Below are 14,531 nucleotides of genomic sequence, written 5' to 3' on the forward strand. Positions count from 1 at the left end.
TCGATACTTCTAGAAATATAGGAGGAAGTACATGACGGACGCCAAGACGGTCGCAATCATCGGCGCCGGCCCGGTCGGGCTGGCGGCAGCAGCCCATGCGCTGGCGCGCGGCCTGACCCCGGTCGTGCTGGAAGCGGGTCCGGAAGCCGCGCATGCGGTGCGGCAATGGCAGCACGTCCAGTTGTTCTCGCCGTGGAAGTACAACATCGATAGCGCGGCGGCACGGCTGCTCGCTGCGACGGGATGGAATTCGCCCGAGCCCGAGGCCTATCCGACCGGGCACGAGCTGATCGAGACATATCTGGCACCGCTGGCGACGCGCACTGCGCTGCGCGACGTCGTCAGGACCTCGCATCGCATCACCGCGATCAGCCGGGCCGGCTTCGACAAGGCCACGTCGAAGGGACGCGCCGATGCGCCGTTCGAGATCCGCATCCACAACGGCAAGGGCGAGGCGGCGCTGCAGGCCGACGCCGTTATCGATGTCTCCGGTGCCTGGTTCTCGCCCAACCCTGCCGGCCATAGCGGACTGCCCGCGCTCGGCGAAGCCGCGCATGCGGCGCGCATCGCCTACGCGATGCCGGACGTCCGAGGCGCGCAGCGCAGCCGTTATGCTGGCAGGACGGTCGCGGTGCTCGGCGCCGGCCACTCGGCGATCGGCACCCTGATCGACCTGGCCGCATTGGCCGAGGTCGCGCCGGGCACGCAGGCGATCTGGCTGTTGCGCGGCGACGATCCCGCGAAGGCGTTCGGCGGCGGCAGCGCCGACCAGCTCGCCGCGCGCGGCGAACTCGGCCTGGCCTTCGCCGCGCTGGTACGTTCGGGCCGCATCCGGCTCGAGCCCGGCTTCGGCGTCACGGGGATCACCGATGAGGACGGCCGGTTGCGGATCGCCGCGGACGGCGACCGCCGCATCACCGCCGACGAGCTTATCGTCGCCACCGGCTTCCGCCCCGATCTGTCGCTGCTCGCGGAGCTGCGCCTGCGGCTCGATCCCGCGATCGAGGCTCCTGTTGCGCTCGCGCCATTGATCGATCCGAACGAGCATTCCTGCGGCACGGTGCGGCCGCATGGCGCGCGCGAGCTGGCGCAGGCCGACGAGCCCGGGTTCTATCTCGCCGGCATGAAGAGCTATGGCCGCGCGCCGAACTTCCTGATGATGACGGGCTATGAGCAGGTCCGTTCGATCACCGCCGACATCGCCGGGGACAAGGCCGCCGCGCATCGTGTCGAGTTGAAACTGCCGGAGACCGGCGTCTGCACCCGCGGCGGAGTGGAGAGCATTGCAGCCCTGCCCGGCTGCTGTGGCGGACCGGCGCCATCGGGCGTAGACAGTTGCTGTGCCGATGACGCCAAAGCCAAGCTGGCTGGCCGCAGCGGCTGCGGCTGCTCATGACGCCGAGCCAAGGAGAGGTCGACGGGAATGCAGGCAAGACGGCTGGGCGTGGTCATCGCTCTCGGCACCGCCCAGACGCTGGCCTGGGGATCGAGCTACTATCTTCCCGCCATCCTCGCCGACCCGATCGCCAGGGATCTCGGCCTGTCCAACAACTGGTTCTTCGCCGCCTTTTCCGCCTCGCTGATCATCTCCGGCCTGTTGGGTCCGCGCATCGGCCGCCAGATCGACCGCGTCGGCGGCCGCCAGGTGCTGTGCGCCTCCAACATCGTGCTGGCGATCGGGCTCGCACTGCTCGGCCTGTCGCATTCGCTGTGGGTGATGGCGCTGGCGTGGCTGTGGCTCGGCGTCGGCATGGGGCTCGGCCTCTATGACGCCGCGTTCGGCGCGCTCGGGCGCATCTACGGCAAGGACGCGCGCGGCGCGATCACCGGCATCACCCTGATCGCGGGCTTCGCCTCGACCGTCGGCTGGCCGCTGAGCACATGGGGGCTCGCGACGATCGGCTGGCGCGAGACCTGCTTCGCCTGGGCGATCGCGCATCTCGTCATCGGCCTGCCGCTCAATTTGTCGCTGCCGCGGGCGACCGTGATGGCGCCCGGCGATATCCCGACGGGCAAGCCCAACATCCCGCTCGACCGCCCGATGGTGCTGATCGCGTTCGCGATGGCGGCGGCCTGGACCGTGACCGCGGCGATGGCGGTGCATCTGCCGCGGCTGATGCAGGCGTTCGGCGCGACGCCCGCGCAAGCCTTGTTCGCCGGCATGATGATCGGGCCGGCGCAGGTCGCGGCGCGCGTGTTCGAGGCCGGCTTCCTCAGCCGCTTCCATCCGCTCGCCTCGGCGCGGCTCGCCTGCATCACCCATCCGATCGGCGCCGTGACGATCGGGCTGTTCGGCGGGGGCGCCGCGGCGGCGTTCGCGCTGCTGCACGGCTCCGGCAACGGCATCCTGACGATCGCTCGCGGCACCCTGCCGCTCGCCATCTTCGGCCCCGTCAACTACGCCTACCGGCTCGGCCTGATCGGGGCCCCGTCGCGGATCTGCCAGGCCTTCGCGCCGCTGCTGTTCGGCCTGCTGATCGATGGGCTCGGCCGCGGCGTGCTGATCGTGTCGGCGAGCCTCAGCCTGTCGGCGCTCGCCGCCCTGATGCTGCTGCCGGCCGAGCGCGCCGAGACGGCGGTGCCGCTCGACACCACCGACAAGGCGGCTTGAGCCGGTAGCCCTTTCTTAACCAGCTTTCTGCGCCCACCGCTCACCGTGCCGCTGCGGACGGGCATCCATGAGCGCATATACGGAAAGTTGAAGGTTGGATTGAAGGATACCCGTGGTCATACGGGGGTCATTCACGACACGATGGCATTGCAGCGCAAACACATGCTTCGCGTCGGGGCGGTGGCCGCCTGCGTCGGGATCTTCCTGGCCGGCGCCGATTTCGCCGTGACCGCGCTGATCGGCAACCAGACCGCGCGGCAGCTCAGCGAGCTCAGCAAGGTGGCGCTGCGCCGCTCCGAGGCGGCCATCGACTCGGCCGGATCGATCCTGAACCGCCTGATCGCGAAAGGTCCGATGGACTGCAGCGCCGTCGCGCTGCAGGCGCTGCGCCTTCACGTCTATCAAGGCACCATCATCAAGGACATCCGCACCGTCGACCGCGACGGCGCGGTCGAGTGTGCGGCCTATTCCGAAACGCTCGAATTCGACAATGGCTGGGCGCGGCGCGACGAGATGTTCAAGTCCGCCGACGGAGAGCTGCGGCTGTTCCGCGTCGAGCAGTTCACCGGCGCCGCGTTCGGCGTGATGCGCGACATCGACGCGCAACGGTCTCTGGCTGCGATCCTGCGCCTCGATGGCAACCTGCTGGACGTGATGCCGGTCGGCCTGCGCGCCGAGAGCAACGTCACCCTGACCCTGCCCGATGGCGAGCAGGTGGCCGGCTATCATCCCGATGCATCCGCCAAGTCTCCGGCGCAGACCGTCGCGTTCACCACCGTGTCCGACCGCTATCCGCTGCAGGCCACGATCCATGTGCGGCCGCAGAGCCTGAGCACCCGCGGCGACCTCGCTTATCTCCTGACCATGCTCGCCGCCGGCACGCTGGGCGGCATGTTCGGCCTGCTGCTGGCGAGCTATCTCAGCCGGCCGGTGGACCCGGTCGCCGAGCTCGACCGCGCGCTCGCGGCCAACGAGTTCAAGCCCTACGTACAGCCGACCTTCCGACTGAAGACCGGCGACATCGTCGGCTGCGAGATCCTGGCACGCTGGGAGAAGCCGGACGGCCGGCTGATCCCGCCGATGAGCTTCATCCCGCTCGCCGAGACCACCGGCCGCATCGAGAAGCTGACCTGGCAGCTTCTCAAGACCGCCTTGCGCGAACTGCAGCCGGAGATGAAGCAGGACAAGCTGTTCAAGCTGTCCGTCAACATCACCCCGCGCCATCTGCTCGGCGACCGCTTCATCGACGATCTGCGCAAGACGGTCGCGTCGTCGTCGGTCTCTACCCGCCAGGTCGTGCTCGAGGTCACCGAGCGCGAGGAGCTCGCCGATCTCGCCAAGGCGACTGATGTCGTAAGGGAGCTCAGCGAACTCGGCTTCCGCGTCGCGCTCGACGACGTCGGCATCGGCCATAGTGGCCTGTCCTATATCCAGCGGCTCGGCGCGCGCATCCTGAAGATCGACAAGTTCTTCGTTGACGCGATCACCCGCGACCAGTCCGCCATCGTGGTGGTGCAGATGCTGGTGGCGCTGGCGCGCGAGCTCGACATGTCCGTGGTCGCCGAGGGCATCGAGCATCAGGAGCAGGTCGATGCGCTGATCGCCTGCGGCGTCGAGGAAGGCCAGGGCTACCTGGTCGCGCCGCCGCTGTCGCTCGGCCGCTTCAAGCAGTTCCTCGACGTGCGCCGGGCCTCGGCCGTTCCCGGCCAGGCCGGCGAGCCGGAACTGGCCGCGTGACGGCGAGCCCGCGCGCGTCGGGCACGCGCCTCACTGCCGGGTCATCTGTCCGCGGATCTCGCCGCCCGGATTCGCCTGGGTGTGGACGTTGGCGTACCATTTGCCGGCCAGCAGATCGGCCGCCTGCGCATCGGTGATCACGGCGGAGCCCGTGATCGGCGGCTCCGGGCTCTTGAACGGCAGCACGATGCCGGCATTCTTGCCGGGCTCGCTAGGACCGTGGAAATGCGCGCCGATCGGCGGCCCGCTGAGGCCGGAGAAGGTAACCTTCCAGCTTAGCGTCTTGGTTGCGGTGTCGAAGCTCGCTTCGGCCGCGCCCGACGCGGCGGATGCGTTCGGCGGCACCTCGTTGGCGGCCTTGAGCTCAGACTTTAAGATGACGGTTTCGGCGCGAGCCATCGGCGCGGCCGCGACCCAGGCGACGGCGAGCAACGCCAAATGAACGAATGTCCGTCCCATGGTTTTCCTCCTAATTCCTTATGTGCAGTCTCAGTGTTCGAGACCCCACGGGCAAGCTGATATTCCGTGGAACGCATTAACACCCCAGGCATGAGCAGCGGCCCCGGCCGCGTTGATTGAACAATCCCGACCCCTGTGCCAAACAGGACGGGAACACAAAGGCCTCGAAAGAAAGCCATGGCGGATCGAATGGTTGCTTCCAGGACGGCGCGCGGCAAGGTGGGGCGGCCTCCGCTCGAACGTGCCGGCGAGGTTGAGGAGCGCATTCTCGACGCGGCAAAGACGGTGTTCCTCGCAAACGGCTTCGAAGGCGCGAGCGTCGACGAAATCGCGCAGACCGCGCGCGCCGGCAAGCCGACCATCTACGCGCGATTTCCCAGCAAGGCCGCGCTGTTCGCGGCCGTCATCGGCCGCCAGGCCGCGCGCAACACGCAGTATGAGAACCTGGTGCCGCAGGGCCGCACCTTCCGCGCCCGGCTGATCAGCCTCGGGCTCACCTTGATCGAGCGCGCCTTCGTCGAGGACACGATCGGCCTGATGCGCACCGCGATTGCGGAAAGTCCGCGCTTTCCCGAGCTGACGCTCGAGATCCAGGACACGGCGCGCAAGCGCGCCACCTGCAATGTGAGCCACGCGATCGGCGAGCTCGCGCGCGCCGAAGGTCTCGCCGGCAAGGGCGCGTTCTCGGCCGACCGCATCGAGGACAGCGCACGGATCTTCCTCGATCTCGTCGTGTTCGCCGTGTTGATCCGCAGCCTGCTCGGCGAGGACATGCGCGCCCTGAAGAAGGAAGCCCAGGCGCATGTCGAGAAGCGCGTCGACTTCTTCCTCGCCGCGACGACGTGATCCTAAATCTTTCTGTCCTTGCGCAGCTCCGGAAAGATCGTCTCGTCCTGCAGGATCACGTCCGCGGTGCGCTGATAGTGCGCGGTGAGCAGCGCAACCGCGCGTTCGGTGTCGGCGTCGAGCACGGCGTTCACGATGTCGGCGTGCTCGTCGCCGACGGGGCGTGACGGAAACGCCTTGCGGATCGACAGCCGGCGGTAGCGATAGAGCTGGTCGGCAAGCTGGCCGCAGAACGCGATCAGCGACTGCGAGCCGCAGTTCGAGATCAGGACCCGATGATAGATCCGGTGCAGCCTCTCCCACTCCGGATTGTCCTCGAACGTCGTCGCGCTGAGCGAGCGCGGCGCGCGGCTGAGCCGATGCTGCGCCAGCACCAGTTGCTCCTCCCAATCGGGCGTCGCCGCCGCCATCGACTCGCGCAGCGCCAGCGCCTCGACCCAGCAGCGCGTCTTGGTCAGTTCGGCGAGCTCGGCGCGGCTGATGTCCTTGACGTAAAAGCCGCGCTGCTCGCGCACCTCTACCAGTCCGTCGGCAGTCAGGCGGTTGAGCGCCTCGCGCAGCGGTGTCTGCCCGGTCTGATAGGTCTCGGTCAAAAACCGCATCTGCAGCTTGCGCGATGGCGCCAGCCGGCCGGACAGCAGGTCCTCGCGCAGCCGGTCATACACATGACTCGCCTGCGTCGACGGGCCTTGCCCCTCGGCCTCCAAAACCGCATCCACGCCCGATCTCCTCTGAATCAGACGACATGTATAGAGCGAGGCTGCAGAACATAAAATTTATAAATTCTGATTGATTTCGATTTTTTATGTAATAAAAGGGGCGAGCCGGTTTCGCCGGCCAGGAACAGAAACGTCGCGCGTCCTCACCCGGGCATCGCGCAGGAGGACACGCTCATGACCCGGTTTCCGGTCGCGGCTCTGCGCAGCGTCGATCTGGGCACGCCAGATCTCGCGCGTTCGGAAGCGTTCTATCGACAGACCTGGGGGCTGGAGCGCGTCGCGGAAGCCCCCGGCATCGTCTACCTCCGCGCGACCGGCAGCGACCATCATGTCGTGGCGCTGCACCAGAGCGAGCGCACCGAGCTGCAGGCGGTGACTTTCCGCCTCGCCGAGTCCAGTGATTTCGATGCCATCAGCCGCAACGCCATCCATGAAGGCGCGACGCTGATCGCAGCGCCGGCGCCGAACCCCGGCCCCGACGGCGGCGTGATCATGAGCCTGCGCGGCCCCGAGGGCGGCGTGCTGCGCTTCGTGCATGGTGACATCAGGCACGACGCCAGGCCGCCGCGGCCCGAGCTCCCGGAGCGGCTCGCCCACGTCAATCTCAACAGCACCGATGTCGATCGTTCGGCGGCCTTCTACGAGAAGGCGCTCGGCTTCCGCCTGACCGACCGCTCCGCGGCGATGGCCTTCGTTCGCTGCAATTCGGACCACCATGCCGTCGTGATCGCTGCGGCGAAGGTCAACGGGCTCAACCATGTCGCCTTCCTGATGCCGACCTGGGAAGGCGTGATGCGCGGTGCGGGCCGCATGATCGATGCCGGCCATCCGATCGCGTGGGGCGTCGGACGCCACGGCCCCGGCGACAATGTCTTCGCCTACTTCATCGATCCCGTCGGGACCGTGATCGAATACACCGCCGAGGTGCTGCAGGTCGACGACGACTACGTCGTGCGCGGCCCGGAGCATTGGGTCTGGCCGCCCGGCCGCACCGATCAATGGGGCATCGCTCCGCCCAAGGCCGAGCACGTCAAGTCCGCGCAGCTCGCGGTCGGCTACGCCGCCTGACTCGTTTTCCAACTCCAGAGTTTCCAGATCCATGTCCGCCACGTCAGATCACAAGCATTTCGAGGCCGTGATCGTCGGCTTCGGTCCGACCGGCGCCATCGCCGCGAGCCTGCTCGGCATGCAGGGCATCAAAACGCTCGCGATCGACCGCGCTGTCGAGATCTACGACAAGCCGCGCGCGATCGCGCTCGATCACGAGATCATGCGGCTGTTCGACAATCTCGGTATCGCCGAACAAGTCAGCCGGTACGTCGCGCCGTTCCCGGCGTCCGAGCATTTCGGCGCCCAAGGGCAGTTGATCCGCCGCATCGACATGGTCGGCGAGCCCTATCCCCTCGGCTACACGCCGAGCATGGTGTTCACCCAGCCGCCGGTCGAGCAGGTGATGCGCGATCGTGCTCGCCGCTGTCCTTCCGTCACGGTCGAGCTCGGCACGACCCTCGTCACGATCCGGCAGGATGCGACGGCGGCGACCGTTGTGCTGCAGCGGGCGGACGGTACAGTTCGCGAGGTCACCGCCGACTACGTGATCGGCTGTGACGGCGCCTCCAGCACCGTGCGCCAGCAGCTCGACATCAGCTTCGACGATCTCGACTTCGACGAGCCGTGGCTGGTGGTCGATCTTCTCGTAAATGACGGCGGTGTCGGCAAGCTTCCGGCCACCGCGGCCCAATTCTGCGATCCCGCGCGTCCGACCACCTACATTATCGGCCCCGGCAACCATCGCCGCTTCGAGATCATGCTGCGAGCGGGGGAAGACCGCCACGCGATGGAGCAGCCGGAGCAGGTCTGGCGTTTGCTCTCACCCTGGCTCAGGCCCGAGGACGCAACGCTGTGGCGCGCGGCCAGCTATCGCTTCCATGCGCTGGTCTCACGCCGCTGGCGCCAGGGGCGCGTCCTGCTCGCCGGCGACGCCGCGCATCAGCAGCCGCCCTTCATCGGCCAGGGCATGTGCCAGGGCCTGCGCGATGCAGCCAATCTGTGTTGGAAGCTCGCGCGCGTGTTGCGCGGCCAATCGACCGCGGCGCTGCTCGACAGCTACGAGATCGAGCGCAGCACGCATGTGCGCGAGCTGACCACGCGCATCAAGGCGATCGGCCGCGTCATCTGCGAGCAGGATCCGGAGGCCGCAGCGGCACGCGACGCGCGTATCCTTGCCGAAGGCGGCGGCGCGCCGCGCACCATCACCCGGCAGGAGATCGTGCCGCCGCTGACGCAGGGACTGCTCGCGACCAAGGCAAATGCGGCCAACGGCACGCTGTTTCCGCAGCCCTGGATCGTCGGTGATGGCGGGCGTGCCCTGCTCGATACCGTCGCCGGCACCGGATGGCGGCTGGTCATCGACGGGCGGGGCACGCTGAACTCGAGCGCGATCGACGCTGCCACCCGCGACGCCGGCATCAGTCTGATCGCCATCGGCGGTCACGGCCTGCACGAGGAGAGCGCCGTCGTCGCACGCTGGTTCGAACGCCACGGCTGCGGCGCCGCGCTGGTGCGACCCGACCATTATGTCTACGGCGTCGCGACGGACGCGCCAGGGCTCGCCTCGCTGCTGAGCGAGCTGAACCAACGACTGCACTCATCATAACAAGAGACTATCAAACGGGGAAACGCCATGACGACAACATCGGACACCGCCAGACCCAATGTGGGAGGACGCGCGATCGCCGTCCTCATCATGCTGTTCCTGTTCCAGACGCTGAACTTCTTCGACAAGCTGGTATTCGGCCTCTCGGCCGTGCCGATGATGAAGGAGCTGGGCTTGAGCCCGAAGGAGTTCGGGCTGATCGGCAGCAGCTTCTTCCTGCTGTTCTCGCTGTCGGGCATGGCGGTCGGCATGTTCGTCGTCGGCCGCTTCCCGGTGAAATGGCTGCTCCTGATCATGGCCGGCGTCTGGTCGGCGACGCAGATCCCGATCTTCTTCTCCGGCTCGATCGCCGTGCTGGTGATCTGCCGCATCATCCTCGGCGCCGGCGAAGGGCCTGGGCTGCCGACCGCGCTGCACGCCTGCTACAACTGGTTTCCCGCCGACCGGCGCAGCGTGCCGAGCGCCGTGGTGCTGCAGGGCATCAGCGTCGGCCTCTTGGCCGGCGGTCCGATCCTGACCTATGTCATCGTGAGCTATGGCTGGCGCACCGGCTTCCTGTTCTGCGGCCTGCTCGGGCTGGCCTGGATGCTCGGCTGGTTCTTCATCGGCGGCGAAGGACCCTACTCCGCCCATGCGCCGGAGGCTGCGGCGGCCAAGGACAAGGCGTTGCCGGCGCGCGTGCTGTGGGCCGATCCGACCGTGATCGGCGTCATCATCATGTCGACCGCGTCGTACTGGATCGTCGGCATGTCCGCGACCTGGCTGCCGCCCTATCTGCAGCTCGGGCTCGGCTACAAGCAGGTCGATGTCGGCTGGATCATCTCAGGGATCTATCTGTTCCAGTCGCCGCTGCTGCTCGGCGGCTCCTGGCTGACGCAAGTTCTGCAGCGCAAAGGCTTCAGCTTGCGTGCCTGCCTCGGCCACGCCTCCGGTCTCGCGCTGCTCGCCGCCGGCTGCGCACTGCTGTTGAGCATCGTCACCTCGGGCCCGCTGCAGCTCGCCTGTATCGCGATCGCCTTCGCCGCACCGAGCCTCACCACGATCTTCGGCCCCGTCGCGCTCGGCGCCGTGGCGCCGGCGATCCAGCGCGGCCGGCTCATCGTCGTGATCTATTCCGGCAACGCGGCATCCGCGCTGGTGTCGAATGCGCTCACCGGCTGGATCGTCGGCGAGGCCGGCGGCAACGCGCCGCTTGGTTACGCCCACGCCATGACCTTCACCGCCGGCGTGCTGATCGTTGGCGCCATCTCGGCCTTCGCGCTGATCTTCCCGGAGCGCACCATCGCGCGCTTCGCGAAATCGGCGCAAGAACCGGCTTCTCCCTCCGCCGTAGCGGCGGTTTCGACCTGAGGACATCGGATGAGATTTGCAAGCTTCACCATCGACAATGCGCCGACCTGGGGACTGGTCGAGGGCACTGACATCGCCGATCTCGGTGCTGTCCTGCGCGACCGCTTCCCGGATCTGAAATCGGCGATCGCAGCGGACGCGCTGAAGGAAGCGGCTGCAGCGGCCTCGGGCGCAAGGCGGTATCCGCTCTCGGCCATCAGCTTCCTGCCGGTGATTCCGAACCCGGACAAGATCCTCTGCATCGGCCTGAACTACGAGACGCACCGCAAGGAGACCGGCCGCTCCGAGGTCGAGAACCCCACGGTGTTCGGCCGCTTCGCCAACAGCCAGACCGGGCATCTCACCGACATCATCCGCCCGCGCGTCTCGACCGATCTCGATTTCGAGGGCGAGCTCGCCATCGTCATCGGCAAGCCCGGCCGCTACATCCCGCGCAGCGAGGCTTGGCAGCACATCGCCGGCTATGCCTGTTACAACGAGGGCAGCGTGCGCGACTTCCAGCGTCACACCCACCAGTTCACGCCGGGGAAGAATTTTCCCGCGACCGGCGCGTTCGGCCCGTGGCTGGTCACGCCGGACGAGATCGACGATCTCGGTCCGCTGCGGCTGCAGACCCGACTGAACGGCGAGGTGGTGCAGGACGCCACGATCAGCCAGATGATCTTCGATATCCCGCGCCAGATCGAATACTGCTCGTCGTTCACCCGGCTCGAGCCGGGCGACGTGATCGCCACGGGGACGCCGGGCGGCGTGGGGTCGCGCCGAACACCGCCGCTGTGGATGAAGCCGGGCGACGTGGTGGAGGTCGAGATCGACCGCATCGGGCTGTTGCGGAACGGCATCGCCGACGAGGCGGTGTAAGCGCCCCTGATGTTCTTGACCGTCATTCCGGGGCAGCCCGTCAGGGCTGAACCCGGAATCTCGAGATTCCGGGTTCGATGCTTGCCATCGCCCCGGAATGACAGCCGAACAACAGTGCCTACTCAATGCGCCATCGCCGGCCCGCCGCCGAGCTTGACCTTGCGGAGCGTCAGCGCCAGCGGAATCGCCGACAGCGAGATCAGCATCAGCGCCCAGTAGACGTCGACATAAGCGAGCAGCGACGACTGCATCTGCACGGTCTGGCCGATCCAGGCGAGCGCCTGCTGCTGCGCCTGGACCAGCGAGCTGCCATGCGCGGTGAAGTAATTGGTCACCTGGTGCAGCGTGTCCTGATAGGCCGGATTGGATGGAATCGCATTCTCCACCAGCCGGCTCTGGTGGAACTGCCCTCGATGCGCCAGGATGTTGGCGGCCAGCGACACGCCGATCGAGCCGCCGGTGTTGCGCGCGGCGTTGATCAGCGCCGAGGCCTGGTCGGTCTTCTCAGGCGGAATGCCGTTGTAGGACGCGGTCGTGATCGACAGGAAGATCAGCGGCAGGCCAATTCCGATCAGCATGCGGGATTCGGCGAAGAACCAGAAATCCACATTGGCGTAGACCCGGGTGAGGTCGTACATCGCGAACGCCACGACGGCCGCGCCCGTCATGATCATGTATTTCGGCTGCACCTTGCCCGAGAGGCGCCCGACGACGAACATCATCGCCATCGTGACGAGGCCGCCCGGCGACAGCACGAGGCCGGCCCAGGTGGCGGTGTAGCCGAAATCCTGCTGCACCATCTGCGGCAGCATCTGCGTGGTGCCGAGCAGGATCGCGCCGGTCGCCAGCATCACCAGGAAGCTGGCGCCGAACTGGCGCGACGCCAGCATGCGGACATCGACCGTCGGATTTTTCTGGTTCATCTCCCACGGGATCATCGCGATGAAGGCCGCGACGCAGACCGCGGCGGTCACCATGATGAAGCGCGAGTCGAACCAGTCGTCCTCCAGGCCACGGTCCAGCATCAGCTCGAGCGCGCCGAGAAATGTCGCGACCAGCACGAAGCCGACCACGTCAAAGCCATGCGCCTGCTTGCGCCGCTCGGCCGTGACCTCTTCTGGCTCCTTGAGGATGAGCCCGATCAGGATCATCGCGGCGACGCCGACGGGGCCGTTGATCAGGAAGCACCAGTGCCAGGAGACGTTGTCGGAGAGATAGCCGCCGAGCGTCGGACCGACGACGGGCGCGACCACGACGGCGACGCCGAACAGCGCGAACGCCTGGCCGCGCTTTTCCGGCGGGAAGGAGTCGGCGAGGATCGATTGCGCCACCGGCACCATGCCGCCGCCGCCGAGGCCCTGCATGATCCGGAACAGCAGCAGCACCTGCAGATTCCAGGCGAAGCCGCACAGCACCGAGCTCAAGGTGAACAGGCCGAGGCACAGCAGGAAGAAGGTCTTGCGGCCGAAGCGCTTGGCGAGATAGCTCGAGGCGGTCAGGATGATCGCGTTGGACACGAGATAGGTCGTCACCACCCAGGAGGATTCGTCCTGGCTGACGCCCATGCCGCCGGCGATATAGGGCAGTGCGACGTTGGCGATGGTGGTGTCCAGCACCTCCATGAAGGTCGCGAGCGCCACCAGCACCGCGATGATCCACGGACTGCCTGCGGATCGCGACGCGGCGAGAGGAGCAGCCTCACTCATGGCCGACCTCTCTCACAGCACGGCCTTCAGCCGCTCATAGAGCGACGGCTTGGGATCGACGCGAACGGTCGGCACCACCGACATGCCCGGGCCGAGCGCGACGTCCGTCGGCGGATCGTCCATGTCGATCTTGACCGGCACGCGCTGCACGATCTTGACGTAGTTGCCGGTCGCATTCTGCGGCGGCAGCAGCGAGAATGCCGGGCCCGAGCCGGACTGCACGCTCGCGACGTGGCCGCGGATCTCGCGCTCCGGATAGGCATCGATCTCGAGGGTCACGGGCTGGCCGGGTCGCATCTCGTCGAGCTGGGTTTCCTTGAAATTGGCGGTCACCCAGACGTCATCGGGCACGAACATCGAAAGCGCCGTCCCTTGTGCCGCGAACTGACCATCGGCGGCGCTGAGATTGACAATGCGGCCGGACTGCGCCGCGGTCACGGTCGTGTACGACAGATTGAGCTGGGCCTGGTCGCGCTGGGCCTGCGCCTGAGCGAGATTGGCGTCGGCGCTCTCGTGCTGCGCCTTCAGCGACTCCAACTGGCGTTGCGCGACCGAGAGGTTGGCCTGCGCCGAGGTCAGCGCCGCCTTCTGCTGCTGGAGCTGCGATGTGTATTGCTGCTCGCTCTGCACCGTGCCGGAGCCGGTGCGGGCGAGGTCCTGATAGCGCTTGGCCTGCTGCTCTGCGAAGGTCAGCCCGGCCTGGGCCTGCTCGACCTGGGCCTGGCCCGCGGTGATCTGCGCCTGCTGCACGTCGATCTGCGCATCGATGTTGCGGATCGCCGCCTGCGCCGACTTCACCTGCGCATCGGCCTGCGCCAGCGCGGTCTTGTAGTCGCGATCGTCGATGCGCGCGATCACGTCGCCGGCCTTGACGTGCTGGTTGTCGGTGACCGGGACGGCGGTGATGTAGCCGGAGACTTTCGGCGCAATGGAGAACTGGCGGGCCGCGATGAAGGCGTCGTCGGTGGTCTCATAGTGACCGGCCGCATCGTAGTAGACGTAGCCGCCGGCGCCGACGGCGAGCAGCAGCACGAGACCCAGCGCTGCCCCGAGCGGATGCCGCCGGATCAGGCTCCTCCGGGACCCCTCCTGGCGCTCCCCGTGCTCCGTCGGCGGCGGGCCGGGCTCCGCCGCCGGCATCTTGGCCTCGACCTGCTGCCGAGGCTCGCCGGAGGCCCGCCCGCGCCATTGCTGCACGGCCCGATCGCGGGCCGAGACCGCCGGATCGTCGTTGGCCGCCGATGGGACCTCGGCCGACGACAGAGCTTGCCGTGTCATCACGTCTCCTTGAATAGAACGGAACCGTTTCGTTTCTATAATTGGGCGTAAGGCAGGTGGGACGCAATGGCGAGCCGCGATGCGGACGGCTAAACTTTTCGTCATTGAAGGCCGCCGGCGCGCGTTCCGCTGCGCCTTCACCGCGGTCCGCCGTCAGCAACGTCAACTGCGTTCCGCCGCCGCGGTTGCAGTCTCACGTCATCGCGATGGCTCGATGAACTCGGGCAAATACAACACGCGCACACGGCTGCCGCCGGCGGCGCCGGCACCGCACGTCCGGCCGGCGCGCGGCACCGGCCCCTGACGGC

At 67.4% G+C, this 14,531-nt stretch carries 12 protein-coding genes; 8 read left to right on the forward strand and 4 right to left on the reverse strand.

Features of this window, described 5'->3' with window-relative positions; all coding sequences use genetic code 11:
• Positions 1 to 31 precede the first annotated feature (31 nt).
• The 3 genes from ACQR13_RS21935 to ACQR13_RS21945 all read left to right on the forward strand — a co-directional run bounded on the left by ACQR13_RS21935 (position 32) and on the right by ACQR13_RS21945 (position 4,348).
• A complete protein-coding gene (locus ACQR13_RS21935; protein WP_434841835.1) occupies positions 32 to 1,396 on the forward strand; it encodes an NAD(P)-binding domain-containing protein in 1,365 nt (454 codons plus the stop codon).
• A 27-nt stretch (positions 1,397 to 1,423) separates the two neighbouring features.
• Positions 1,424 to 2,611: an MFS transporter gene (locus ACQR13_RS21940; protein ID WP_316167148.1), complete on the forward strand. Its 1,188-nt coding sequence runs from the start codon at positions 1,424 to 1,426 to the stop codon at positions 2,609 to 2,611.
• A 162-nt stretch (positions 2,612 to 2,773) separates the two neighbouring features.
• Positions 2,774 to 4,348 carry an EAL domain-containing protein gene (locus tag ACQR13_RS21945; protein ID WP_434841834.1) on the forward strand — a complete coding sequence of 525 codons (1,575 nt, stop codon included), beginning with the start codon at positions 2,774 to 2,776 and terminating at the stop codon, positions 4,346 to 4,348.
• Positions 4,349 to 4,378: 30 nt separating this feature from the next.
• Here the strand turns inward: ACQR13_RS21945 and ACQR13_RS21950 are convergent, their stop codons facing one another.
• The gene (locus ACQR13_RS21950) at positions 4,379 to 4,807 is read right to left on the reverse strand and encodes a CHRD domain-containing protein (RefSeq protein WP_434841833.1); all 429 of its coding nucleotides are present in this window, start codon (positions 4,805 to 4,807) and stop codon (positions 4,379 to 4,381) included.
• Positions 4,808 to 4,996: 189 nt separating this feature from the next.
• Between ACQR13_RS21950 and ACQR13_RS21955 the strand changes: the two genes are divergently transcribed.
• Positions 4,997 to 5,653, forward strand: a complete 657-nt coding sequence (locus ACQR13_RS21955) for a TetR/AcrR family transcriptional regulator (protein ID WP_315753189.1) — start codon at positions 4,997 to 4,999, stop codon at positions 5,651 to 5,653.
• Between the two features lie 2 nt (positions 5,654 to 5,655).
• Here ACQR13_RS21955 and ACQR13_RS21960 read toward each other — a convergent pair whose 3' ends face one another.
• Entirely contained in the window at positions 5,656 to 6,372 is a 717-nt protein-coding gene (locus ACQR13_RS21960) for a GntR family transcriptional regulator (protein WP_315828184.1), read from the reverse strand.
• A gap of 174 nt (positions 6,373 to 6,546) precedes the next feature.
• Here ACQR13_RS21960 and ACQR13_RS21965 point away from each other — a divergent pair, with 174 nt between their 5' ends.
• Genes ACQR13_RS21965 through ACQR13_RS21980 form a run of 4 tightly spaced genes read left to right on the forward strand, consistent with a single transcriptional unit; the run spans position 6,547 to position 11,239 of the window.
• Complete coding sequence (locus tag ACQR13_RS21965) at positions 6,547 to 7,440, forward strand: VOC family protein (protein ID WP_434841832.1); 894 nt, start codon at positions 6,547 to 6,549, stop codon at positions 7,438 to 7,440.
• A gap of 31 nt (positions 7,441 to 7,471) precedes the next feature.
• Complete coding sequence (locus tag ACQR13_RS21970; protein WP_434841831.1) at positions 7,472 to 9,028, forward strand: bifunctional 3-(3-hydroxy-phenyl)propionate/3-hydroxycinnamic acid hydroxylase; 1,557 nt, start codon at positions 7,472 to 7,474, stop codon at positions 9,026 to 9,028.
• A 27-nt stretch (positions 9,029 to 9,055) separates the two neighbouring features.
• Positions 9,056 to 10,378, forward strand: a complete 1,323-nt coding sequence (locus ACQR13_RS21975; RefSeq protein ID WP_316167151.1) for an MFS transporter — start codon at positions 9,056 to 9,058, stop codon at positions 10,376 to 10,378.
• 9 nt (positions 10,379 to 10,387) lie between these two features.
• Positions 10,388 to 11,239 carry a fumarylacetoacetate hydrolase family protein gene (locus ACQR13_RS21980; RefSeq protein ID WP_315753194.1) on the forward strand — a complete coding sequence of 284 codons (852 nt, stop codon included), beginning with the start codon at positions 10,388 to 10,390 and terminating at the stop codon, positions 11,237 to 11,239.
• Positions 11,240 to 11,361: 122 nt separating this feature from the next.
• On the opposite strand, the gene ACQR13_RS21985 is transcribed toward ACQR13_RS21980, so the two are convergent.
• Positions 11,362 to 12,945 carry a DHA2 family efflux MFS transporter permease subunit gene (locus tag ACQR13_RS21985; protein ID WP_315753195.1) on the reverse strand — a complete coding sequence of 528 codons (1,584 nt, stop codon included), beginning with the start codon at positions 12,943 to 12,945 and terminating at the stop codon, positions 11,362 to 11,364.
• A gap of 12 nt (positions 12,946 to 12,957) precedes the next feature.
• Complete coding sequence (locus tag ACQR13_RS21990) at positions 12,958 to 14,223, reverse strand: HlyD family secretion protein (protein WP_315753196.1); 1,266 nt, start codon at positions 14,221 to 14,223, stop codon at positions 12,958 to 12,960.
• Between the last annotated feature and the right edge of the window lie 308 nt (positions 14,224 to 14,531).

Source organism: Bradyrhizobium sp. HKCCYLRH3059, from assembly GCF_051168035.1.
In the GTDB taxonomy this organism is placed as follows: Bacteria; Pseudomonadota; Alphaproteobacteria; order Rhizobiales; family Xanthobacteraceae; genus Bradyrhizobium.